Origin of the sequence: Burkholderia sp. Se-20378 (assembly GCF_017104665.1) — a bacterium.
Classification (GTDB): domain Bacteria; phylum Pseudomonadota; class Gammaproteobacteria; order Burkholderiales; family Burkholderiaceae; genus Burkholderia; species Burkholderia lata.
This window is the reverse complement of the sequence record NZ_JAAGPG010000008.1, coordinates 18,274-41,973: the sequence shown is the minus strand read 5'-3', so window position 1 is coordinate 41,973 and position 23,700 is coordinate 18,274. Positions and strand designations below refer to the sequence as shown.

Genomic DNA, 23,700 nt, shown 5'->3' with positions numbered 1-23,700 from the left:
TCACGCTCGCCCGTCTTCATGTCGGTAGCAGTCGAAAATCAAAAGGCCGCCCGGCGCCGAAGCGCACGGGCGGCCTTGTGTAGGTCGAGCGGCCGAGCGGTGTGACTCAGCACTCACCCTTCTTCGCATGTCCCGGCGGGCAGTGATAGCCGCGATCATCGTGACCATGATGACGCTGGTGGTCTTCCCACTCGCGGCGTTCCCAGTAGCGGTGGCCGTCGTAGTAGCGATCGCCATGCCAGCCGACGATTACCGCGGGCGCCGGGGCGACCATGACGGGTGCGGGCGCGACGACGACCGGTGCGGGCGTGCCGATGTTGACGTCGACGTTGACGGCGTGGGCGAGGCCGGACAGCGAAAGGCCGAGGCCGGCGAAGGCAAGGGCGATCAGCGAGCGTTGCATGTTCTTTTCCGTGATGTCGTTGTAGAGGGTCGGCGCGACACGATGGAAGCGAGGGGGGATCGTTCCACCGGGGGAAACGCCGCACCGACACATGAAGTGTGCTGGCGCGCGACGGAAAACGCGAGGCGGGTTTGTTACGGCGGATTGGCGGCCGGCAGGCGCGGGGTGTGGGCGTCGGGCCGCGTCATTTGACAATGGCGGCCCACATGTACGGACGATTGCGCGTGCGTCGCACGGCACCGGCGGTGCGGATTTGACATTCCGCAGCGCACGATCGCGAAGCGCGATTAATCGCGCGTTACAAAGTGACACGCGGCAGGTGGCGGGATCGCCATGCCTGCCGCGCGGGAAGCGGTACGCCGGCCGTCGGGCCGGCAGTCGTCACGGATGGATTACAGGTAGAACATCCGGTCTTCGTCCGGGCGCGGCGGATGGCCTTCATCGTCCGAACCTTCTTCCTCGCCGCTGTCCTCGTAGAACGCGAGCACGGCGTCGAGCACCTGGTCGGGATCATCGATCACCTGCATCAGGTCCATGTCTTCCGGATTGATCAGGCCCATCGGAATGAGCTGGTCGCGGAACCACTGCAACAGCCCCTTCCAGAACTCGCTGCCGACGAGGATGATCGGCACGAGGCGCGACTTCTTCGTCTGGATCAGCGTGAGCACTTCCGACAGCTCGTCGAGCGTGCCGAAGCCGCCCGGCATCACGATCACCGCATCCGAATTCTTCACGAACGTGACCTTGCGCGTGAAGAAGTGGCGGAAGCGCAGCGAGATGTCCTGGTAGTGGTTGCCGGCCTGTTCGTGCGGCAACTCGATGTTCAGGCCGACCGACGGTGCTTTACCGGCGTGCGCGCCCTTGTTCGCGGCTTCCATGATGCCGGGGCCGCCGCCGGAGATCACGGCGAAGCCGGCGTCGGACAGCTTGCGCGCGATCTGCGCGGCAAGCTTGTAGTGCGGCGTATCGGGTTTGAGGCGGGCAGAACCGTAGATGCTGACAGCCGGGCGGATCTCCGACAGGTACTCGGTCGCCTCGATAAACTCTGCCATAATCGTGAACATCTGCCACGATGCGCGGGCCTTCTTGGCCGTCGCGCGTTCTTGATCTGCGAGCGAACGCAGACTCGGAATCACTTTTCTCTTGTTCATAATGCCTGAAGAACGAAATCTGGAAGGTAAGACCCTGCTATTGGTTGACGGTTCGAGCTATCTGTATCGGGCTTACCATGCGATGCCTGATTTGCGTGGCCCTGGCGGGGAGCCGACCGGAGCGCTCTACGGAATCATCAACATGCTGCGCCGTATGCGCAAGGAAGTCAGTGCAGAGTATAGCGCTTGCGTGTTCGATGCAAAGGGCAAGACGTTCCGTGACGACCTTTATGCCGACTATAAGGCAAACCGTCCATCGATGCCGCCCGACCTCGCATTGCAGGTCGAACCGATCCACGGCGCCGTGCGTGCGCTCGGCTGGCCGCTGCTGATGGTCGAAGGCGTCGAGGCCGACGACGTGATCGGCACGCTCGCGCGCGAAGCCGAGCGGCATGGGATGAACGTAGTCGTGTCGACCGGCGACAAGGATCTCGCGCAGCTCGTCACCGACCACGTCACGCTCGTCAACACGATGACCAACGAGACGCTCGACCGCGACGGCGTGATCGCGAAGTTCGGCGTGCCGCCCGAGCGCATCATCGACTACCTCGCACTGATCGGCGACACCGTCGACAACGTGCCGGGCGTCGAGAAGTGCGGGCCGAAGACGGCCGTGAAATGGCTGGCGCAGTACGACAGCCTCGACGGCGTGATCGCGCATGCGGGCGACATCAAGGGCGTGGTCGGCGACAACCTGCGCCGCGCGCTCGACTTCCTGCCGCTCGGCCGCACGCTCGTGACCGTCGAGACGGCTTGCGATCTCACGCCGCATCTCGAATCGATCGAAGCGTCGTTGAAGAGCGACGGCGAAGCGCGCGACCTGATGCGTGACATCTTCGCGCGCTACGGCTTCAAGACCTGGCTGCGCGAAGTCGACAGCGCGCCGGCGGAAGGCGGCGGCGCGGATGCGCCGGAAGGCGAGCCGGCGCCGGTGGTGGCGGCCGACATCGTGCGCGAATACGACACGATCCAGACCTGGGAGCAATTCGACGCGTGGTTCGCGAAGATCGACGCAGCCGCACTGACCGCGTTCGACACCGAGACGACCTCGCTCGACCCGATGCTCGCGCGGCTCGTCGGCCTGTCGTTCTCGGTCGAGCCCGGCAAGGCCGCGTACCTGCCGGTTGCGCACCGCGGCCCCGACATGCCCGAACAGCTTCCGCTCGACGAAGTGCTCGCGCGCCTGAAGCCGTGGTTGGAATCGGCCGATCGCAAGAAGGTCGGCCAGCACCTGAAGTACGACGCGCAGGTGCTCGCGAACTACGACATCGCGCTGAACGGCATCGAGCACGACACGCTGCTCGAATCGTACGTGGTCGAATCGCATCGCACGCACGACATGGACAGCCTTGCGCTGCGTCATCTTGGCGTCAAGACGATCAAGTATGAAGACGTGGCCGGCAAGGGCGCGAAGCAGATCGGTTTCGACGAAGTTGCGCTCACGCAGGCCGCCGAATACGCGGCCGAAGATGCGGACATCACGTTGCAGCTGCATCACGCGCTGTATCCGCAGGTTGCGCGCGAACCGGGCCTCCTGCACGTGTACCGCGAGATTGAGATGCCCGTGTCGCTCGTGTTGCGCAAGATGGAGCGCACGGGCGTACTGATCGACGATGCGCGCCTGCAGGCGCAGAGCACCGAAATCGCGACGCGCCTGATCGAGCTCGAAGCGCAGGCGTACGAACTGGCGGGCGGCGAATTCAATCTCGGCTCGCCGAAGCAGATCGGGCAGATCTTCTTCGAAAAGCTGCAGTTGCCGGTCGTGAAAAAGACGCCGAGCGGCGCGCCGTCGACCGACGAAGAAGTGCTGCAGAAGCTGGCCGAGGACTACCCGCTGCCGAAGCTGCTGCTCGAGCATCGCGGGCTGTCGAAGCTGAAGTCGACCTATACCGACAAGCTGCCGCGCATGGTGAACCCGTCCACGGGCCGCGTGCACACGAATTACGCGCAGGCCGTGGCGGTCACGGGCCGCCTTGCGTCGAACGATCCGAATCTTCAGAACATTCCGGTGCGCACGGCCGAGGGCCGGCGGATCCGCGAGGCATTCATCGCGTCGCCGGGCCACCGGATCGTGTCGGCCGATTATTCGCAGATCGAACTGCGGATCATGGCGCACATCTCGGGCGACGCGTCGCTGCTGCGCGCGTTCTCGCAGGGCGAAGACATCCACCGCGCGACGGCCGCCGAGGTGTTCGGCGTGACGCCGCTGGAGGTCAATTCCGACCAGCGCCGGATTGCGAAGGTGATCAACTTCGGGCTCATCTACGGGATGAGCGCGTTCGGGCTTGCGTCGAACCTCGGCATCACGCGCGATGCGGCGAAGCTCTATATCGACCGCTATTTCGCCCGCTACCCGGGCGTCGCGCAGTACATGGAAGACACGCGCTCGGTAGCGAAGGAGAAGGGCTACGTCGAAACCGTTTTCGGTCGCCGCCTGTGGCTGCCGGAGATCAACGGGGGCAATGGCCCGCGCCGCCAGGCGGCCGAGCGTGCGGCAATCAATGCGCCGATGCAGGGCACGGCGGCCGACCTGATCAAGCTGTCGATGATCGCGGTGGACGACTGGCTCACGCGTGACAAGCTGGCGTCGCGGATGATCATGCAGGTGCACGATGAACTGGTGCTCGAGGTACCCGACGGTGAACTGTCGCTGGTGCGCGAGAAACTGCCGGAAATGATGTGCGGCGTGGCGAAGCTGAAGGTGCCGCTGGTTGCCGAAGTGGGCGCCGGCGCGAACTGGGAAGAGGCACACTGACGCACCGCCGCGCGGTTCCCGATTCCTGCGGCATATTGTTGCAGGGATGCTGAATATCGAGATGGTTTGCTTGTGGTCAACGCGCAAGCTCCCGGACAATGCATGTCATTGACACGGGGGCATGCGCGCCCCGCGTTCCGGGGTTGGAAACATCGGAGTGCTTCGAACTGCACATCGATGATGTCCGAACCGGTTAATCCACCGGGTCGCGCGAATGCATTGCGTTCGCACTGTCCGGCGGCAGCAGTTTCGAATCGCAAAGGGGGAACAGATGCATCGGATCATCATCGTAGGCGGAGGCGCGGGCGGCCTGGAACTGGCGACGCGGCTCGGCGACCGTTACGGCGCGCGCGGTAATCGTTCTGCGCGGGCGCTTGTCACGCTCGTCGACCGCAATCCGACCCACATCTGGAAACCGCTGCTGCACGAGGTCGCGGCCGGCAGCATGGACCCGTTCACGCAGGAGCTCGAGTACGCGGCGCAGGCGCGCTGGCACGGCTTCGAATTCCAGCAGGGCGGGCTGACCGGGCTCGACCGCGCGGCGAAGCGCATCACGCTGTCGCCCATCAACGACAGCGACGGCGAGGAGCTGTTGCCGGCGCGCGAGCTGGAATATGACACGCTCGTGATTGCGATCGGCAGCACGACTCACTTCTTCGGCGTGCAGGGCGCGGCGGAAAACGCGATCGCGCTCGACACCGTTGGCGAAGCCGAGCGCTTCCGCAAGCGGCTGATCGCCGCGTGCATGCGCGCCGAGCATCAGCCGCCGGCGCCGACCGCGCCGGGTGAAGCGGCCGAGCCGCGCATCCAGGTCGCGATCGTCGGCGGCGGCGCGACCGGCGTCGAGCTGTCCGCGGAACTGCGCAACACCGCGCAGGTGTTGTCGGCCTACGGGCTGCACAAGCTCGACCCGCGGCACGACGTCGGCATCGTGCTGATCGAATCGGGGCCGCGGATCCTCCCGGCGTTGCCGGAGCGCGTGTCGTCGGCGACAGCCGAACTGCTCGAAAAGATCGGCGTGCGGCTGATGCTCGCCGAGCGCGTGACCGAGGTGGCGCCCGGGGCCGTCCATACGGCGAGCGGCAAGACGGTGCGTGCCGACCTGACGGTCTGGGCCGCGGGCATCAAGGCGCCGTCCGTGCTCGCCAATCTCGATGGTCTCCAGGTCAACAAGCTCGGCCAGCTCGACGTGCGCCGCACGCTGCAGACCTTTACCGACGACAACGTGTTCGCGCTAGGCGATTGTGCGGCTTGTGCATGGCCCGGCAACGAGCGCAACGTGCCGCCGCGCGCGCAGGCTGCGCACCAGCAGGCGAACTTCCTGCTGAAGGCAATCGGCTGCCGGCTCGACGGGCGCCCGCTGCCCGAATTCACGTATCGCGACCTCGGCTCGCTCGTGTCGCTCGGCCATTTCAGCGCGGTCGGCAACCTGATGGGCGGGCTGATCGGCGGCAACATGCTGATCGAAGGGCTGTTCGCACGCTTCATGTACATGTCGCTGTACCGGATGCACATCGCCGCGCTGCACGGCTATCCGCGGATGATGCTCGACACGGTCGCGCACTGGCTGCGGCGCACGACGCTGCCGCGCGTCAAGCTGCACTGAGCGCGCGTTCGCGCGGGAAGCGGGCGGGGAGTGCGCACGTCGTGCGCAGTCTTCGCCCGTTGTTCATTGCGGGTAGCCGGGCTGCCGTGCCTGCGCGTGACGGGCAATATCGACCGCGTGCTTTTCGTTTCAATTCGCAAGCATCCGATCGCGCAACGGCGATCGACAGGCGGTTTGTTGCATCGCGATTCGACGGGCCGCCGGCGGTTTTTTGCGTGACGATCGACGTGTCGAATCAACACGCCGTAATCGAGTCTTACATATCCGACAGTTGACGTGACAACGGATTATTAGGCATCGTGTCCGGGTTTCCGTTTGCGGCGGGGTGCCAACCGCCGCAGCATCCGCGCCGCGCGCCGGCGCGATGCCCCGTCATGCCGTGTCCGTGATCGTGACGGCGGCGCCCAATCGAGGAGTGCATTCATGTTGAAACCCGAAGTCGACAGCCTGGTTCCCCACGTTCCGTTCTCGCGCCGCAAGTTCATGCAGGCCGCGCTGGGCGGTGCCTTCGCGGCGGCCGTGCTGCCCGTGTCGGCGCAGACGGTCACGACCGACAGCGAAGGGCTGGACGTCGACACCGTCGAGATCCGCTCGGGCGACGCGAGCGTGCCCGCGTATCGCGCACAACCGAAGGACAAGACGAACCTGCCGGTCGTCATCGTGATCCACGAGATCTTCGGCGTGCACGCGCACATCGCCGATGTCTGCCGCCGCTTCGCGAAGCTCGGCTATCTCGCGATCGCGCCGGACCTGTTCGCGCGGCAGGGCAATGCGGCGAAGTATCCGACGATCAAGGATCTGGTCGAGCACATCGTCAGCAAGGTGCCGGACCGGCAGGTGACCGAGGATCTCGATGCGACCGTCGCGTGGGCCGGCAAGAACGGCGGCGACCTGTCGCGTCTCGGCGTGGTCGGGTTCTGCTGGGGCGGCCGCCAGAGCTGGCTGTACGCGGAGCACAATCCGCACGTGCGTGCGGCCGTCGCATGGTACGGGTTCGTCGAAGGCAAGACCGACGAGATGACGCCGTTCAACCCGGTCGATCATGCATCGATGCTGAAGGTGCCGGTGCTCGGGCTGTATGGCGAGAAGGATGCGAACATCACGCAGGCTTCGCTTGCGGACATGCGCAAGGCGATCCAGGCGAGCGATTCGAAGCTCGCGCGCGAATCGGAGATCGTCGTGTATCCGGATGCCGGTCACGCGTTCTTTGCCGATTACCGGCCGAGCTATGTGAAGGCCGATGCGGAAGAGAGCTGGAAGCGCGCGATCGCGTGGCTCCGCCACTACGGCGTGATGTAAACGGCAAGCGGCGGCACATGCCGCCGCTTCGTTACGACTGCGCCGCGTCGGCGCTTACGGCGTCGGGCCGGTTGCGATCGGCCGCGACGGGTCGGCGCTCCATTCGCTCCACGAGCCCGGATACAGCGACGCGCCGTGCAGGCCCGCAACCTCCAGCGCAAGCGCGTTGTGGCATGCGGTGACACCGGAGCCGCATTGCAGGATCACGCGGTTCGGTTCGGTGCCTGCCAGCACGGCGGAAAACGCCTCGCGCAGTTCATGGCCGGTCTTGAAGCGGCCGTCGGCGGTCAGGTTGTCCTTGAAGAAGCGGTTGCGTGCGCCGGGGATGTGGCCGCCCACGCGATCGATCGTTTCGTTTTCGCCGCGGTAGCGATCGGGTGCGCGCGCATCGATCACGACACGCGTGGGTGCATTCACATTGGCGAGCACGGCTGCTGCGTCGACCGTCGATTCGAGCGGCGCCGCCGCGCGGAAATCGCCAGCGGCCGGTTTCGGTGCGTCGGTTGCCAGCGGCTGGCCGGCTGCCTCCCAGGCCTGCAGGCCGCCGTCGAGCACGGCAACCGAATCGTGGCCCAGCCAGCGCAGCAGCCACCACAGGCGCGCCGCATAGGCGCCGCCTTGTGCATCGTACGCGACGACCTGCTGGCCCTGCTTGAGGCCGCGGCTCGCGAGCAGCGTGGCGAGTGCGTCGCGGGTCGGCAGTGGGTGGCGGCCGTTGGTGCCCGTCTTGCGGCCTGACAGGTCGCGGTCGAGATGGAGGTACTGGGCGCCGGGGAGATGGCCGGCCGCATACGCGGCTTCGCCGGCAGCGGGATCGGCGAGATCGAAGCGGCAGTCGAACAGCGCGACGCTGCCGGGCGCCGCCGCCAGGCGCTCGGCGAGATTGGCGGCGGAGATGAGCGTGGTGTAGTGAGTGTGTGGCATGACGGCTCCCTGGAGTGCGAATGGCCTGACATTCCAAGTCTAAACAAAAAAGACGGGCCGAAGCCCGTCTTTTCGTCTGCCGGATGCCATGCAGCGTCAAAGCGCCGCACCGGTTGTCAGATGTCGCCGAGGTGGCGGCGCAGGAACTCGTGGAAGTGCTGCATGCCGTCTTCCATCGGGCTCTGGTACGGGCCGACCTGCGACTCGCCGCGTGCCATCAGCGCACGGCGGCCTGCGTCCATCCGCATCGCGATCTCGTCGTCCTCGACGGCCGTTTCCATATAGGCGGCGCGTTCCGCCTCGACGAATTCGCGTTCGAACAGCGCGATTTCCTCGGGGTAATAGAACTCGACGATGTTGGTCGTCTTCTGCGGGCCTTGCGGAATCAGCCACGACACGACGAGCACGTGCGGATACCACTCGATCATCAGGCCCGGGTAGTAGACCATCCAGATCGCGCCGAACTCCGGCGGCACGCCGTTGCGGAACTTCAGCACCTGCTCGTGCCATTTCTGGTAAGTCGCGCTGCCCGGTTTCGCAAGGGCGTTGTGCACGCCGACCGTCTGCACGCTGTACCAGTCGCCGAACTCCCAATTGAGGTCGTCGCACGACACGAAGCTGCCGAGGCCCGGGTGGAACGGGACGACGTGGTAATCCTCGAGGTAGACCTCGATGAACGTCTTCCAGTTGTAGTCGCACTCGTGCACTTCGACGTGATCGAAGTGGTACTCGGAGAAGTCGAAGTGATGCTTCGTGCCGAGGTTGGCGAGGTCGCGCGCGACATTCCTGCCTTCGGCCTCGAACAGCAGCCCCTGCCAGTTCTGCAGCGGGCTCTTGCCGAGGTTCAGGCACGGCTTGTCGGGGAAGTGCGGCGCGCCGAGCAACTCGCCTTCCAGATCGTACGTCCAGCGGTGCAGCGGGCACACGATGTTCTGCGTGTGGCCGCGCCCGTTGAGCATGATCGCCTGCCGGTGGCGGCAGACGTTCGACAGCAGTTCGATCTGGTTCGCCTGGTTGCGGACCAGCACGCGGCCTTCCTTCTCGGACGGCAGCGCAAAATAATCCCCCGCCTCGGGCACCATCAACTCGTGCCCGACGTAACGAGGTCCTTTCTTGAAGAGGGTTTCGATCTCGCGCTCGAGTAGCGCCTCATCGAAATATGCAGTGACTGGAAGCTGGCTGTGAGCCGACTTCAACTGAAGCGCGTCGCTCAGATTGGACATTCCCACTCCCGGTGTTAGCGTGAAAGCAGTGAACAACCCAACCATCGAAAAATCGATTTAGGGAAACGGGGAATTATACCCGGTTCGCCTCGCAAGGCTAGGATTAAGTGCCTGATTTGTGTCAATTTTTTGTCGGGCGACAATCGGAAGGCGCACAATGTGTGTCGAAGATGGGGCCGGAATATGGACCCGGGTGCCAAGACGGCAGGTCGGAAAATTCTCTTTTGCCGTAGAATGTCCGACTTGTTTTGAAATTTGACACCCTCGTCCATGGCGAAAACCGCATCCCCAGGCGCCACGCCGCCCGGCAATGGCACCGAACCGTTGCCGGACAATTACGAGATGGCGCTCGCGGAACTCGAGACGCTGGTTACCCGGATGGAAGGCGGCGCGCTGAGCCTCGAGGATTCACTGACGGCGTATCGCCGCGGTGCGACCCTCGTTGCGTTTTGCCAACAGCAGCTCGAGAAAGTGGAGCAGCAGGTTCGCGTGCTCGACGGCGCGACGCTGAAGCCGCTTTCGTCCGGAACGGCCGCCACGGACGGCGAAGACGACGATCTATGACATTCGAACAATGGATGCGGTCTGTGCTTGACCGTGTCGAGGACGCACTCGGCCACTATTTGCCCGCTGAAACCGCGGTGCCGGAGAAACTCCACGAGGCGATGCGCTATGCGGTCCTCGGCGGCGGCAAACGCGTTCGCCCGCTGCTGTGCCATGCAGCAGGCGAACTGACCGGCGCGACGGAAGCAGCGCGCAATGCGGCGGCAGCGGCACTGGAGATGATCCACGTCTACTCGCTCGTGCACGACGACATGCCGTGCATGGACGACGACGCGCTGCGTCGCGGCAAGCCGACCGTGCACGTGCAGTACGACGAGCCGACGGCACTGCTGGTCGGTGACGCGCTGCAGTCGCAGGCGTTCGTTGCGCTGACCGACGCCGCTGCGCTGTCGCCGGTGCAGCAGGCTGCGCTCGTGCGCGAGCTGGCGCTGGCAAGCGGCTCGATCGGCATGGCCGGCGGGCAGGCGATCGACCTGGCGAGCGTCGGCCTCAAGCTGACGCGCGAGCAGCTCGAGACGATGCACCGGATGAAGACGGGCGCACTGTTGCGCGCGGCCGTGCGGATGGGCGCGCTGGCCGGCGAGACGCCGTCCGCGGAAACGATGGCTGCGCTCGATGTGTACGCGGGGGCCGTGGGTCTGGCCTTCCAGGTCGTCGACGACATTCTCGACGTCACGACCGATTCGGCGACGCTCGGCAAGACGGCCGGCAAGGATGCGGCGAACGACAAGCCGACCTATGTATCGATCCTCGGCCTCGAGGCGTCGCGCGAGCTCGCAGCGCAACTGCGCGCCGAAGCGCACGACGCGCTGAAACCGTTCGGCGCACGCGCACAGCGTCTCGCCGAACTTGCCGACCTGGTAGTGAACCGGGTCAGCTGACGCGAAAGCCCGCCGCCGCGCACATGCTACGGTGCGTGCAACAGAATGCGGGCGCGTTTGATTTCCTACAATGGAACGACGATGTACGACTTGCTGAAAACCATCGACGACCCGGCGGATTTGCGCCGCCTCGATCGTCGCCAACTTCAACCGCTCGCGGATGAACTGCGCGCGTTCGTGCTCGACAGTGTGTCGAAGACGGGCGGCCATTTGTCGTCCAACCTCGGGACGGTCGAGCTGACGATCGCGTTGCACTACGTGTTCAACACGCCGAACGATCGGATCGTCTGGGACGTGGGCCACCAGACCTACCCGCACAAGATCCTGACGGGTCGCCGCGACCAGATGCATTCGCTGCGCCAGCAGGACGGCATCTCGGGCTTCCCGCGTCGCAGCGAATCCGAATACGACACGTTCGGCACCGCGCACTCGAGCACGTCGATCTCGGCCGCGCTCGGCATGGCGATCGGCAGTCAGCTGAACGGCGACGACCGCTTCTCGATCGCCGTGATCGGCGACGGCGCGATGACGGCCGGCATGGCGTTCGAGGCGATGAACAACGCGGGCGTGTCGGAAGACGCGAAAGTGCTCGTGATCCTGAACGACAACGACATGTCGATCTCGCCGCCGGTCGGCGCGCTGAATCGCCATCTCGCACGCCTGATGTCGGGCCGCTTCTATGCGGCTGCGCGCGCGGGCGTCGAGCGCGTGTTGAGCGTTGCACCGCCGGTGCTCGAACTCGCACGCAAGCTCGAAGAGCACGCGAAGGGCATGGTCGTGCCGGCCACGCTGTTCGAAGAGTTCGGCTTCAACTACATCGGCCCGATCGACGGTCACGATCTCGATTCGCTGATCCCGACGCTGCAGAACATCCGCGAACTGCGCGGCCCGCAATTCCTGCACGTGGTGACGAAGAAAGGCCAGGGCTACAAGCTCGCCGAAGCGGATCCCGTGCTTTATCACGGCCCCGGCAAGTTCAACCCGGCCGAAGGCATCAAGCCGTCGACCACGCCCGCGAAGAAGACGTACACGCAGGTGTTCGGCGAGTGGCTGTGCGATGAAGCCGAGCGCGACACGCGTGTCGTCGGCATCACGCCGGCGATGCGTGAAGGCTCGGGCATGGTCGAGTTCGAGAAGCGCTTCAAGGATCGCTATTACGACGTCGGCATCGCCGAGCAGCACGCGGTGACGTTCGCGGGCGGCATGGCAACCGAAGGCCTCAAGCCGGTCGTCGCGATCTACTCGACGTTCCTGCAGCGTGCTTACGACCAGCTGATCCACGACGTCGCGCTGCAGAACCTGCCGGTCGTGTTTGCAATCGACCGCGCGGGCCTCGTCGGCGCCGACGGCGCGACGCACGCGGGCGCGTACGATCTCGCGTTCATGCGCTGCATCCCGAACATGACGATCATGGCTGCGTCCGACGAGAACGAATGCCGCCAGATGCTGCACACGGCGCTGCAGCAGCCGAACCCGACCGCCGTGCGCTATCCGCGCGGCGCGGGCACGGGCGTGGCGACGGTGAAGGAATTCACCGAGATCCCGCTCGGCAAGGGTGAAGTGCGTCGCCAGACGTCGCAGCCGGAAGGCAAGCGCGTTGCGATCCTCGCATTCGGCACGATGGTCGCACCGTCGCTCGCCGCGGCCGAGGAACTCGATGCAACCGTCGCGAACATGCGCTTCGTGAAGCCGGTCGATGCGGCGCTCGTGCGTGAACTCGCCGAGACGCACGACTACCTCGTCACGGTCGAGGAAGGCTGCGTGATGGGCGGCGCGGGCTCGGCCTGCGTGGAAGCCCTGATGGAGAGTGGGGTTATCCGACCCGTACTACAATTGGGCCTCCCTGACCTGTTCATCGATCACGGCGACCCCGCGAAGCTGCTGTCGCAATGCGGCCTCGACGGCGCGGGTATCGCGAAATCGATTCGCGAACGCTTTCTGAATCCGGCGGCCGACGTCGCCGGTCAGGCGAAGCGCGTCGCATAAGCTGGCGCCGCCTGCGGGCGGTGTCGGTGCGACTGGCGCAACCGGTCTTCATTGATGCGGAAAACATGGGCCTGCGGGCCCATGTTGCTTTTCCGGCTGCCGCATGACGCGGCGTGCGCGTCGTCGAACGCGCGGCTTACAAGGATTGAACAAGATGAACCAGATGAATCCCGCCTTCGTGATGCCCGACGTGCAGAGCACGGTGGATACCCGCCAGATTCCGATTCAGCGCGTGGGCGTGAAGGCGGTCCGGCATCCGTTGACGGTGTGTACCGAAAGCGGCGACGTGCAGCCGACCGTCGGTGTCTGGAACCTCGATGTCCGCCTGCCGGCCGACCAGAAGGGCACGCACATGTCGCGCTTCGTCGCGCTGCTCGAAGAGAACCGTGCACCGCTGACGGTCGAGCGTTTCCGCGCAATGCTCGCGTCGATGCTCGAGAAGCTGGAAGCCGAAGCCGGTCGCATCGAGGTCACGTTCCCGTACTTCGTGAACAAGACGGCGCCGGTGTCGGGCGTGCAGAGCCTGCTCGATTATGAAGTGACGCTCGCGGGCGAAAGCCGCAACGGCGACACGCGTCTGTTCCTGAAGGTGCTCGTGCCCGTGACGAGCCTGTGCCCGTGCTCGAAGAAGATCTCGCAGTACGGCGCGCACAACCAGCGTTCGCACGTGACGATCGACGCGGAGCTCGCGGCCGACCTGCCGGTCGAGGCGCTGATCCGCATCGCGGAGGAAGAGGCGTCGTGCGAGCTGTGGGGCCTGTTGAAGCGTCCGGACGAGAAGTTCGTCACCGAGCGTGCGTACGAGAACCCGAAGTTCGTCGAGGATCTCGTGCGTGACGTCGCGCAGCGTCTCGACGCGGACGAGCGTGTGGTGGCGTACGTACTCGAAGCTGAGAACTTCGAGTCGATCCACAATCACAGCGCGTATGCGTTGATCGAACGCGACAAGCGACAGGCTGCATAACGCTGCGGCGTTTTGTCGCGCCGATGAAAAAAGGCCGCTCGAACGAGCGGCCTTTTTGTTTGCCGGTGCGACGTTGCGTCGCGTCGCATGGCTCAGTGTGCGAGCGATGCGAGATCCCAGCGCGGCTTCACCGTGAATGCGTAGTCGGCGCTCGCCTGCTCGGGCCAGCGGCCGAGCCGCAATGCGCCTGCGAGCGCGATCATCGCGCCGTTGTCGGTGCAGAGCGCGAGATCGGGGTAGTGCACATCGAAGCCGCGCTTGGTCGCGGCGGCCGACAGCGCGGCGCGCAACTGGCGGTTCGCGCCGACACCGCCCGCGACCACGAGGCGCTTGAGCTTCGTCTTCTTCAGTGCGGCGAGCGACTTGGCGACGAGCACGTCGACCGCCGCGTCGACGAAGCCGCGCGCCAGGTCGGCCTTTGCGCGTTCGAGTGCTTCACCGTCGAGCTTCGCCGCTTCGAACTTCTTCATCTGCGTGAGCACGGCCGTCTTCAGGCCGCTGAAGCTGAAGTCGAGGTCGCCCGAATGCAGCATCGGGCGTGGCAGTACGACCGCACCCGGCGTGCCGGTTTCGGCGAGCTTCGATACTTCCGGGCCGCCCGGGTAGCCGAGGCCGATCAGCTTGGCTGTCTTGTCGAACGCTTCGCCGGCCGCGTCGTCGAGCGTTTCGCCGAGCGTCTCGTACACGCCGACGTCGGTCACGCGCATCAATTGCGTGTGGCCGCCGGACACCAGCAGCGCGACAAACGGGAATGGCGGCGGCTGGTCGACGAGCAGCGGTGACAGCAGGTGACCTTCGAGATGATGGATGCCGACGGTCGGCTTGTTCCAGGCGAGGGCGAGCGCATTCGCGATGCTCGCGCCGACCAGCAGCGCGCCGGCAAGGCCGGGGCCCTGCGTGAACGCGATCGCGTCGATGTCGTCGCGGTGCGTGCCGCTTTGCGCCATCACTTCCTCGAGCAGCGGTAGCGCGCGGCGGATGTGGTCGCGCGATGCGAGCTCGGGCACGACGCCGCCGTATTCGCGGTGCATGGCGATCTGCGAGTGGAGCGCGTGCGCGAGCAGGCCGCGCTGCGTGTCGTAGAGCGCGAGGCCGGTTTCGTCACAGGAGCTTTCGATGCCGAGAACGAGCATGGGTACGGGCAGGGCACGCCGTCTCGGGCGCGCCGCAGGAAGGTCAACGTAACCGGAAAGTATAGCAGGCGAGGGCCCGCTGCCGCTGGCCGCGGCCCGGGCCCGATGCCGGGCAGGTACAATCCGCGCCATGGAAACTTATGACATCGCCGTGATCGGCGCGGGCGCGGCCGGGATGATGAGCGCCGCGGTTGCCGGGCAGCTTGGCCGCCGCGTCGTGCTGATCGATCACGCACCGCGGCTCGCCGAGAAGATCCGCATCTCGGGCGGCGGCCGCTGCAACTTCACGAACCTGTACGCCGGCCCCGACAACTATCTGTCGTCGAATCCGCATTTCGCGCGCTCGGCGCTGGCGCGCTACACGCCGCGCGACTTCCTCGGGCTGCTCAAGCGCCATCACGTGACCTGGCACGAAAAGCACAAGGGCCAGCTCTTTTGCGACCACGGCAGCGACGCGGTCATCGACGTGCTGAAGCACGAGTGCGATGCGGGCGGCATCGCGTGGCGCCGTCCTGTCGTCGTTGAGGCGGTGCGCCACACGCCGGCCGACGGCTTCACGCTCGACACGCAGCAGGCGGGGACGATCGGTGCGCGCGCACTGATCATCGCGACCGGCGGCCTGTCGATCCCGAAGATCGGCGCAACCGACTTCGGCTACCGGATCGCCAAGCAGTTCGGTCACAAGCTCATCGATACGCGGCCCGCGCTCGTACCGTTGACGTTCGCCCAGCAGGACTGGGAGCCGTTCGCGGCGTTGTCCGGCGTCTCGCTCGAGGTGCGCGTATCGACCGGCGACAAGAAGCGCGGCGGCGAATTCGTCGAGGACCTGCTGCTGACCCATCGCGGCCTGTCCGGGCCCGGGATCCTGCAGATTTCGAGTTACTGGCAGCCTGGCGACCCGATCCGCGTCGATCTGCTGCCGCAGCGCGACACGGTGGCCGACCTGCTCGACGCGAAGCGCACGTCAAAGCGCCAGATCGGTTCGCTGCTCGCGGACTGGGTGCCGTCGCGCCTCGCGCATGCGTGGCTCGACACCCACCGCGTCGCGGCCGATGCGCGGCTCGCGGACCTGCCCGACAAGACGCTGCGCCAGATCGGCGACGCGCTGTCGGGCTGGACGCTGACGCCGAACGGCACCGAGGGCTACAAGAAGGCCGAAGTGACGAAGGGTGGGGTCGATACACGCGACCTGTCGTCGGCGACGATGATGAGCGCGCGCGTGCCGGGGCTGTTCTTCGTCGGTGAGGCAGTGGACGTGACGGGCTGGCTCGGCGGCTACAACTTCCAGTGGGCGTGGGCGTCCGGCACGGCCGCCGGACAGGCCGCGGCGGAGTATTCGCGCGGCGCCTGACGGGGCAGGGCCGACGCCGTTTTGGCGGGACCAGGCCCCGTGCCTTTAGGCAATCGCTCTGCTATACTCGGTAGTCTTTCCCTTGCAAACCTTTATTCGTGTCGGATCATGACGATCATTCGCGTTAAAGAGAACGAGCCGTTCGAAGTTGCAATGCGTCGCTTCAAGCGCACGATCGAGAAGAACGGTCTGTTGACCGAACTTCGTGCGCGCGAGTTTTACGAGAAGCCGACCGCGGAGCGCAAGCGCAAGAAGGCTGCTGCGGTGAAGCGTCATTACAAGCGTATCCGTAGCCAAACGCTGCCGAAGAAGCTGTACTGAACGATTGGGCGCCGCACGGTTCGTTGAGCGGCGCACTGGCGATTCCGTGCGATTGGGTGATCGCGAAAGATCGAGCATGATCGTGCGACTGATCAGGCGAGCCGCCGATGCCGGATTCGAGCAACCCGCTTGAGACACTGTCCCAAGCGGGTTTTTGTGTTGACGCCCTGTTGGCGGGCGTCGGATTCACGTTTCCTTCCCGGGTGAAAGATGAGTTTGAAAGAGCAGATCAGCGAAGACATGAAGGCCGCGATGCGCGCGAAGGAAAGCGAGCGCCTGGCAACGATTCGCCTGCTGATGGCCGCGATCAAGCAGCGCGAAGTCGACGATCAGATCACCCTCGACGACGCGGGCATCACGGCCGTGATCGACAAGATGATCAAGCAGCGCAAGGATTCGATCAGCCAGTTCCAGGCAGCCGGCCGTGACGACCTCGTCGCGAAGGAGCAGGCCGAACTGGTCGTGCTGGGCGGCTACATGCCCGAGCAGCTGTCGGAGGCCGAGGTGGCCGCCGAAGTCCAGGCTGCGGTCGCGCAGACCGGCGCCGCCGGCCCGCAGGACATGGGCAAGGTGATGGGCGTGCTGAAGGGCAAGCTCGCCGGCCGTGCCGACATGACGGCCATTTCCGCGCTGGTCAAGGCCGCGCTCACGAAGTAACACCTGTTTCCCCGGCGCGCGCGGTGCGTGCGCCGGGGTGTCGTATTGTCTTTTTTCGCTCGATCCCACGGTGATTCCGCATTCGTTCCTGCAGGACTTGCTGAACCGCGTCGATATCGTCGACGTGGTGGGCAAGTACGTGCAGCTCAAGAAGGGCGGCGCCAACTTCATGGGGCTGTGCCCGTTCCATAACGAGAAAAGCCCGTCGTTTACGGTCAGCCCGACCAAGCAGTTCTATCATTGCTTCGGTTGCGGGGCTCACGGCACGGCGATCGGCTTCCTGATGGAACACGCGGGGCTCACGTTCCCGGAGGCCGTGCAGGATCTCGCGCAGTCCGTCGGCCTGACCGTGCCGCACGAGCCGTCGATGCGTGGCGGCGGTGGGGGCGGAGGCGGTGGCGGCGACTATCCGGCGCCAGTGTCGAAATCGGTCGCGACCGCGCTGTCCGATGCAATGACCGCCGCGTGCGACTACTACCGCAAGCAATTGCGCGGCGCGACCGTCGCGATCCAGTACCTGAAGAACCGGGGCCTGACCGGCGAGATCGCCGCACGCTTCGGGCTCGGCTACGCGCCGGACGGCTGGCAGAACCTCGAAGCCGCGTTCCCGGACTATCGCGACGAGTCGCTCGTCGAGTCGGGGCTCGTGATCGTCAGCGAGAAGACCGATGCGCAGGGCGTTGCGCGCCGCTACGACCGGTTCCGCGAGCGGATCATGTTCCCGATCCGCAACGTGAAGGGGCAGGTGATCGGCTTCGGCGGGCGCGTGCTCGGCAGCGGCGAGCCGAAGTACCTGAATTCGCCCGAAACCCCGCTGTTCAACAAGGGCAGCGAGCTGTACGGCCTGTTCGAGGCGCGGCTCGCGATTCGCGAGCGCAAGTACGTGCTGGTCGTCGAAGGCTACATGGACGTCGTCGCGCTCGCGCAGCTCGGGTTCCCGAACGCGGTTGCGACGCTCGGCACCGCGTGCACGCCGATTCACGTGCAGAAGCTGCTGCGCCAGACCGATACGGTCATTTTCAGTTTCGACGGTGATTCGGCCGGGCGGCGTGCGGCCCGGCGTGCGCTCGAGGCTTGCCTGCCGCATGCGGGGGACAACCGCACGATCCGGTTCCTTTTTCTGCCGGCCGAGCACGATCCGGACAGCTATGTGCGCGAGTTCGGCGAGGATGCGTTCTCCGAGCAGGTCGAGCGCGCGATGCCGTTGTCGCAATTTCTGCTGAACGAAGCAATTTCCGGCAAGGCGCTCGATCAGCCGGAAGGCCGCGCGAAGGCGCTGTTCGATGCGAAGCCGTTGTTGCAGGCGCTGCCCGCGAATGCGTTGCGCGCGCAGATCATGCACATGTTCGCCGACCGCCTCGATATCCCGTTCGAAGAGGTCGCGGGGCTGTCCGACGTCGATACGCGGATCGCGGCGCCGCCGCGCCAGGCGCCCCCGCGCAGCGAGCGGCGCCGCGTGACGGACAGCGAAAAGCGTGCGCTGCGCACGCTGGTGATGCATCCGCGCATCGCGTCGCAGCTCGACGACGAGCAGCTTGCGACCCTGCGCGCGTTGCCGCGCATCGGCGAACTGTTCGCGGAAGTCGTCGATCATGCGCGCGCGCTGGGCGACGGCGCGGAGTTCCGGCTGCTGTCGGATGTCCTGCGGACGTCCTCCAATGGAGCGACTTACGAGGAAATCTTCCGCGAAATTCTGGACTATGATGAAAACGTCCGCGACTTGCTGTTACAGAATCCGGAAGACGAGACGGTGCCCGAGCGGCAGCGTGAACAGGAACGGATCGCGGGGGAGGAACTGCAGGCGGCGGTGCTCAAGATGCGTTACGACGCCTGCTGCGACCGGCTTGACAGGCTGGCGCGGCAATCCACCTTCACACCCGAGGAATTGGCCGAATTGACGGAATTGAACCAGCAGCGAACCGACATGAAGCGTCGGCTCGGGCTGTAGGCGGCCGGGGAGCTTAGAGAGGGTTCCCCAGCGTGCTATAATATAAGGTTTCCAGCGGTTTGTTTTCTAAGCAGAGGCGAGAATCGCGATGGCAAAGACGACAGGCGGAAAGAAAGCAGCAGGCAAGGGCTCGACGGAGCCGACCAAAAAGGTCACAGCGGCCAAGTCTGCTTCTTCCACCAGGACAACGTCTTCAGCCACGTCAGCCCCTGCAGGAAAGAAAACCGTGGCCGGCACTGCTCAGGCTGCGCCGGCGCCGGCAGCCAGAACACGGGCTGCCGCCAGACCCGACTCCGGGCCGGCCAAGCCGGCGGCGAAGCGGGCAAGTGCGAAAAGCGCAAGGGACACGACTGTCGCCGCGGACGAAACGGCAGTACGTACTACTCATGCACCCACGGTTCAACCGGCTGTCGTCCAGCAGCCGCGAGTCGATATAGCCGGTACGGCGAACTCCATGACCAAAAAGCTGAACGAAGTATCCGTCGAAGACGACGCAAATCAGAGCGACGAGCAGCCCGCAGCAGCAGCAGCGGCTGCACCGGGCAAATCCAAGGTGCGCGACCGTCGCGCCAAGGAAAAGGCGCTACTGAAGGAAGCGTTCGCGACGAGCACGCCGGGTACGGCCGAGGAGCTCGAAGAGCGCCGCGTGAAACTGCGCGCGCTGATCAAGCTCGGCAAGGAGCGCGGCTTCCTGACGTACGCCGAAATCAACGACCACCTGCCGGACAACTTCACCGAGACCGAAGCCCTCGAAGGCATCATCGGCACGTTCAACGATATGGGCGTGGCGGTCTACGAGCAGGCGCCGGACGCGGAAACGCTGCTCTTGAACGACAACGCGCCCGCTGCGTCGTCGGACGATGAAGTCGAAGAGGAAGCGGAAGTTGCGCTGTCCACCGTCGATTCGGAATTCGGCCGTACGACCGATCCGGTCCGGATGTACATGCGTGAAATGGGCACGGTCGAGCTGCTCACGCGCGAAGGCGAAATCGAGATCGCGAAGCGGATCGAGGACGGCCTGCGCCACATGGTGATGGCCATCTCCGCGTGCCCGACGACGATCGCCGACATCCTCGCGATGGCCGAACGCGTCGCGAACGAAGAGATCCGCGTCGACGAGCTCGTCGACGGCCTGCTCGATCCGAATGCTTCGGACTCCGCCGATACCGACGGCTTCTCCGCGAAGGAAGCGGAAGCCATCGAGAACGAGGACGAGGAAGCCGAAGAGGAAGAGGAAGAAGAGGAAGAGGAGGAAGATGACGGTGCCGCGCAGGCATCGGCCAACGCCGCCCAGCTCGAAGCCCTCAAGCGTGCCTCGCTCGACAAGTTCTCGCAGATCAGCGAGTGGTTCGACAAGATGCGCCGCGCGTTCGAAAAGGAAGGCTACAAGTCGAAGGCCTACCTGAAGGCGCAGGAAACGATCCAGACCGAACTGATGACGATCCGCTTCACCGCGCGTACCGTCGAACGCCTGTGCGACACGCTGCGTGCGCAGGTGGACGAAGTGCGTCAGGTCGAGCGTCAGATCCTGCACATCGTCGTCGACAAGTGCGGCATGCCGCGCTCGGAATTCATCGCGCGCTTCCCGGGCAGCGAAACCGACCTCGACTGGTCCGAGAAGATCATGGCCGAAGGCCATTCGTACAGCGCGGTGCTGTCGCGTAACGTTCCGGCGATCCGCGAACAGCAGCAGCGCCTGCTCGACCTGCAGGCGCGCGTCGTGCTCCCGCTGAAGGACCTGAAGGAAACCAACCGCCAGATGGCGGCCGGCGAACTGAAGGCGCGCCAGGCGAAGCGCGAAATGACCGAGGCGAACCTGCGTCTCGTGATCTCGATCGCGAAGAAGTACACGAACCGTGGCCTGCAGTTCCTCGACCTGATCCAGGAAGGCAACATCGGCCTGATGAAGGCGGTGGACAAGTTCGAATACCGTCGCGGCTACAAGTTCTCGACCTATGCGACGTGGTGGATCCGTCAGGCCATCACGCGCTCGATCGCGGACCAGGCGCGCACGATCCGTATTCCGGTTCACATGATCGAGACGATCAACAAGATGAACCGCATCTCGCGGCAGATCCTGCAGGAAACCGGTCTCGAGCCGGATCCGGCAACGCTTGCCGAGAAGATGGAGATGCCGGAAGACAAGATCCGCAAGATCATGAAGATCGCGAAGGAGCCGATCTCGATGGAAACGCCGATCGGTGACGACGACGATTCCCATCTCGGCGACTTCATCGAGGACACCAACACGGTCGCGCCGGCGGATGCCGCGCTGCATGCGAGCATGCGCGACGTCGTGAAGGACGTGCTCGATTCGCTGACGCCGCGCGAGGCGAAGGTGCTGCGGATGCGCTTCGGTATCGAGATGAGCACCGACCACACGCTCGAGGAAGTCGGCAAGCAGTTCGACGTCACGCGTGAGCGGATCCGTCAGATCGAGGCCAAGGCGCTGCGCAAGCTGCGTCACCCCAGCCGTTCCGACAAGCTGAAGTCGTTCCTCGAAGGGAACTGATTTCCAGCGTCTCTCCTGCGAACGCCGCCGGTATCCGCGTGATACCGGTGGCGTTTGTCTCCTTTGTTGTTACAATGCCGGCCCGGCTTCTTCGTCGGGGCGGCGTGTGACACGCTTCGCTTCTCATCAGGGCTTGTAGCTCAGCGGTTAGAGCAGTCGACTCATAATCGATTGGTCGCGGGTTCGAACCCCGCCGGGCCCACCAGATTTCATGCGCGCGATTGCGCATGCCGAAAACCCGCGATGGCTTCATGCCTCGCGGGTTTTTCTTTGCGTGGACGCGTGATGAGCGTCAGGATCAGGAAAGTACCGAGAGGGTGCCGCGTCGCAGTCAATCGAAGTATGCTGTAGCGCGGCCGTTCCAGACGCGACATCGGTTGCGGCCGAAAGAAAGCCAAACAGCCCCGCGAGCCATTCGGCGGCAAGAAAAAACAGACTTCGGCCGGGAGTGGGACGGCAATCATGACCATGCTGCGTTCGTGGGGTGCGATTCTCTCGTTGCTGGCGCTCGTTGCATGCGCGAGCCTGCCGCCGCAGGCCGAGCGCGTGCCGACGCACGCGTACACCGATACGGACAACACGCGGCTGGGTGTCGCGTTCCAGCAGCAGGCCAGTACGCATCCGGGGCAGGACGCGTTTCATCTGCTGACCGATCCGGTCGACGCGCTGGATGCGCGTGTGCTGCTGGCCGATCGCGCAGATCGCTCGCTCGACCTTCAGTACTACATCTGGCACGACGACCTGACCGGGCATGAACTGGCCGACGCGATCATTCGCGCGGCCGATCGCGGCGTGCGCGTCCGTGCGCTGCTCGACGACCTCGGCACGAACGCGGACGACCGCAAGCTGCTCGAGATCAGTTCGCATCCGAACATCGAGATCCGGCTGTTCAATCCGGTCGCTACACGCCGGTTCAAGAAGATCGGCACGGTGTTCGAGTTCTCGCGCGTCAATCGGCGCATGCACAACAAGGCGATGATCGCGGACAACCAGGCGGCGATCGTCGGTGGCCGCAATATCGGCGACGAGTATTTCGGCGCATCGTCGATGCTGGAGTTCGGCGATCTCGACGTCGTCGTTCACGGCCCGGTCGTGAAGAACATCTCGACCGAATTCGATACGTTCTGGAATTCCCCGTACGCGTATCCGATCAGTGCGCTGGTCGGGCATGACGCGGCGCCGGGCGGGCTGGACCGCGAGCGCGAACGGTTACGCGACTACCTCAGGGCCATGGAGGACAACCCGTACGTGCTCGAGGCCAGGCAGCGGCTTGACCGGATCGTTCATGGGCAGGGCACGGAATTGTCGTGGGGCCACGCGACGGTGCTGTACGACGATCCGTCGAAGATCGCGCACGCACCGAAGGACAGCGACGGCCACCTGATGCCGCAGTTGCGGGCACTCGCGTTGCAGCCCGAACATGATCTGCTGATCGTGTCGCCGTATTTCGTGCCGGGCAAGGAAGTCGTCGAGCGGCTGCACGCGCTCACGGCGCGCGGCGTGCGCGTGACGGTGCTGACCAACTCGCTTGCGTCGACCGACGTGGCGGCCGTGCATGCGGGCTACCGGCACTATCGAAGCGATCTCGTCGCCGCCGGCGTGCGGCTTTACGAGCGGCGGCCGTCGGGCGACAAGAGCATTTCGAAGCAGGTCATCATCGGGTCGTCGCGTGCGTCGCTGCATGCGAAGACCTACGTGTTCGATCACAAGAGCATTTTCATCGGGTCGATGAATCTCGATCCGCGCTCGCTGAACCTCAATACGGAGATCGGCGTTTACTGCGAGAGCCCGGCGATTGCGTCGCAGGTGGCCAACGATCTGGAGGCACGGCTCGATCGAATCGCGTGGCGCGTCGAGCCGAGGACCGATCCGGCGGGCAACGGGCAGCTCAAGTGGATTCAGACCGATTCGGACGGCAAGGTCACCGAGCTCGATCGCGAACCGGAAGTGTCCGCCGCGCGGCGGATGGAAGTCTGGTTCCTCGGGCTGTTTCCGATCGAATCGCAACTGTGAGCGACGATG

At 65.0% G+C, this 23,700-nt stretch carries 18 protein-coding genes and 1 tRNA gene; 14 read left to right on the top strand and 5 right to left on the bottom strand.

Annotation, left to right across the window (positions count from 1 at the left end):
• Positions 1–106: 106 nt before the first annotated feature.
• Together G3N93_RS02520 and G3N93_RS02515 are read right to left on the bottom strand one after the other, a co-directional pair.
• Positions 107–403, bottom strand: coding sequence for a hypothetical protein (locus G3N93_RS02520; protein ID WP_174937007.1), 297 nt, complete (start codon positions 401–403; stop codon positions 107–109).
• Positions 404–795: 392 nt separating this feature from the next.
• On the bottom strand, positions 796–1,554 hold the full coding sequence (locus tag G3N93_RS02515; RefSeq protein WP_011355812.1) for a TIGR00730 family Rossman fold protein: 759 nt from the start codon (positions 1,552–1,554) through the stop codon (positions 796–798).
• Position 1,555: 1 nt separating this feature from the next.
• On the opposite strand from G3N93_RS02515, the gene polA reads away from it, so the two are divergent.
• The 3 genes from polA (at position 1,556) to G3N93_RS02500 (ending at position 7,214) form a co-directional block, all read left to right on the top strand.
• The gene (gene polA / locus G3N93_RS02510) at positions 1,556–4,309 is read left to right on the top strand and encodes a DNA polymerase I (RefSeq protein ID WP_174982711.1); all 2,754 of its coding nucleotides are present in this window, start codon (positions 1,556–1,558) and stop codon (positions 4,307–4,309) included.
• Between the two features lie 271 nt (positions 4,310–4,580).
• Positions 4,581–5,915: an NAD(P)/FAD-dependent oxidoreductase gene (locus G3N93_RS02505; RefSeq protein ID WP_041493352.1), complete on the top strand. Its 1,335-nt coding sequence runs from the start codon at positions 4,581–4,583 to the stop codon at positions 5,913–5,915.
• 423 nt (positions 5,916–6,338) lie between these two features.
• Positions 6,339–7,214 (top strand): dienelactone hydrolase family protein, encoded by an 876-nt coding sequence (locus tag G3N93_RS02500; RefSeq protein WP_174937010.1) that lies wholly within the window; start codon positions 6,339–6,341, stop codon positions 7,212–7,214.
• A 54-nt stretch (positions 7,215–7,268) separates the two neighbouring features.
• Here G3N93_RS02500 and G3N93_RS02495 read toward each other — a convergent pair whose 3' ends face one another.
• Both G3N93_RS02495 and G3N93_RS02490 read right to left on the bottom strand, forming a co-directional pair.
• Positions 7,269–8,138, bottom strand: coding sequence for a sulfurtransferase (locus tag G3N93_RS02495; protein WP_206132229.1), 870 nt, complete (start codon positions 8,136–8,138; stop codon positions 7,269–7,271).
• A gap of 116 nt (positions 8,139–8,254) precedes the next feature.
• A complete protein-coding gene (locus tag G3N93_RS02490) occupies positions 8,255–9,361 on the bottom strand; it encodes an aromatic ring-hydroxylating dioxygenase subunit alpha (RefSeq protein WP_174937012.1) in 1,107 nt (368 codons plus the stop codon).
• Between the two features lie 270 nt (positions 9,362–9,631).
• Between G3N93_RS02490 and G3N93_RS02485 the strand changes: the two genes are divergently transcribed.
• From G3N93_RS02485 to folE2, 4 genes are all read left to right on the top strand, one after another.
• Positions 9,632–9,925 (top strand): exodeoxyribonuclease VII small subunit, encoded by a 294-nt coding sequence (locus tag G3N93_RS02485; RefSeq protein WP_174937013.1) that lies wholly within the window; start codon positions 9,632–9,634, stop codon positions 9,923–9,925.
• Positions 9,922–10,806 carry a polyprenyl synthetase family protein gene (locus tag G3N93_RS02480; protein ID WP_069251092.1) on the top strand — a complete coding sequence of 295 codons (885 nt, stop codon included), beginning with the start codon at positions 9,922–9,924 and terminating at the stop codon, positions 10,804–10,806. The genes G3N93_RS02485 and G3N93_RS02480 overlap by 4 nt, the downstream gene beginning before the upstream one ends.
• Before the next feature lie 81 nt (positions 10,807–10,887).
• The gene (gene dxs, locus G3N93_RS02475) at positions 10,888–12,792 is read left to right on the top strand and encodes a 1-deoxy-D-xylulose-5-phosphate synthase (protein WP_174937014.1); all 1,905 of its coding nucleotides are present in this window, start codon (positions 10,888–10,890) and stop codon (positions 12,790–12,792) included.
• A gap of 154 nt (positions 12,793–12,946) precedes the next feature.
• Entirely contained in the window at positions 12,947–13,756 is an 810-nt protein-coding gene (gene folE2, locus G3N93_RS02470; RefSeq protein WP_006486446.1) for a GTP cyclohydrolase FolE2, read from the top strand.
• Between the two features lie 92 nt (positions 13,757–13,848).
• Here folE2 and tsaD read toward each other — a convergent pair whose 3' ends face one another.
• Complete coding sequence (tsaD, locus tag G3N93_RS02465; protein ID WP_206132228.1) at positions 13,849–14,889, bottom strand: tRNA (adenosine(37)-N6)-threonylcarbamoyltransferase complex transferase subunit TsaD; 1,041 nt, start codon at positions 14,887–14,889, stop codon at positions 13,849–13,851.
• 130 nt (positions 14,890–15,019) lie between these two features.
• On the opposite strand from tsaD, the gene G3N93_RS02460 reads away from it, so the two are divergent.
• The 7 genes from G3N93_RS02460 (at position 15,020) to G3N93_RS02430 (ending at position 23,691) form a co-directional block, all read left to right on the top strand.
• Positions 15,020–16,240: an NAD(P)/FAD-dependent oxidoreductase gene (locus tag G3N93_RS02460; RefSeq protein ID WP_206132227.1), complete on the top strand. Its 1,221-nt coding sequence runs from the start codon at positions 15,020–15,022 to the stop codon at positions 16,238–16,240.
• A gap of 108 nt (positions 16,241–16,348) precedes the next feature.
• A complete protein-coding gene (rpsU, locus tag G3N93_RS02455; RefSeq protein ID WP_006479415.1) occupies positions 16,349–16,561 on the top strand; it encodes a 30S ribosomal protein S21 in 213 nt (70 codons plus the stop codon).
• 210 nt (positions 16,562–16,771) lie between these two features.
• Entirely contained in the window at positions 16,772–17,218 is a 447-nt protein-coding gene (locus G3N93_RS02450) for a GatB/YqeY domain-containing protein (RefSeq protein ID WP_011355800.1), read from the top strand.
• A gap of 70 nt (positions 17,219–17,288) precedes the next feature.
• Positions 17,289–19,166: a DNA primase gene (gene dnaG, locus G3N93_RS02445; RefSeq protein ID WP_206132226.1), complete on the top strand. Its 1,878-nt coding sequence runs from the start codon at positions 17,289–17,291 to the stop codon at positions 19,164–19,166.
• A gap of 88 nt (positions 19,167–19,254) precedes the next feature.
• Positions 19,255–21,678: an RNA polymerase sigma factor RpoD gene (gene rpoD / locus G3N93_RS02440; protein WP_174937028.1), complete on the top strand. Its 2,424-nt coding sequence runs from the start codon at positions 19,255–19,257 to the stop codon at positions 21,676–21,678.
• Positions 21,679–21,807: 129 nt separating this feature from the next.
• Positions 21,808–21,883: transfer RNA gene (locus tag G3N93_RS02435), tRNA-Ile, on the top strand.
• 257 nt (positions 21,884–22,140) lie between these two features.
• Positions 22,141–23,691, top strand: a complete 1,551-nt coding sequence (locus tag G3N93_RS02430; RefSeq protein WP_206132225.1) for a phospholipase D family protein — start codon at positions 22,141–22,143, stop codon at positions 23,689–23,691.
• Positions 23,692–23,700 lie beyond the last annotated feature (9 nt).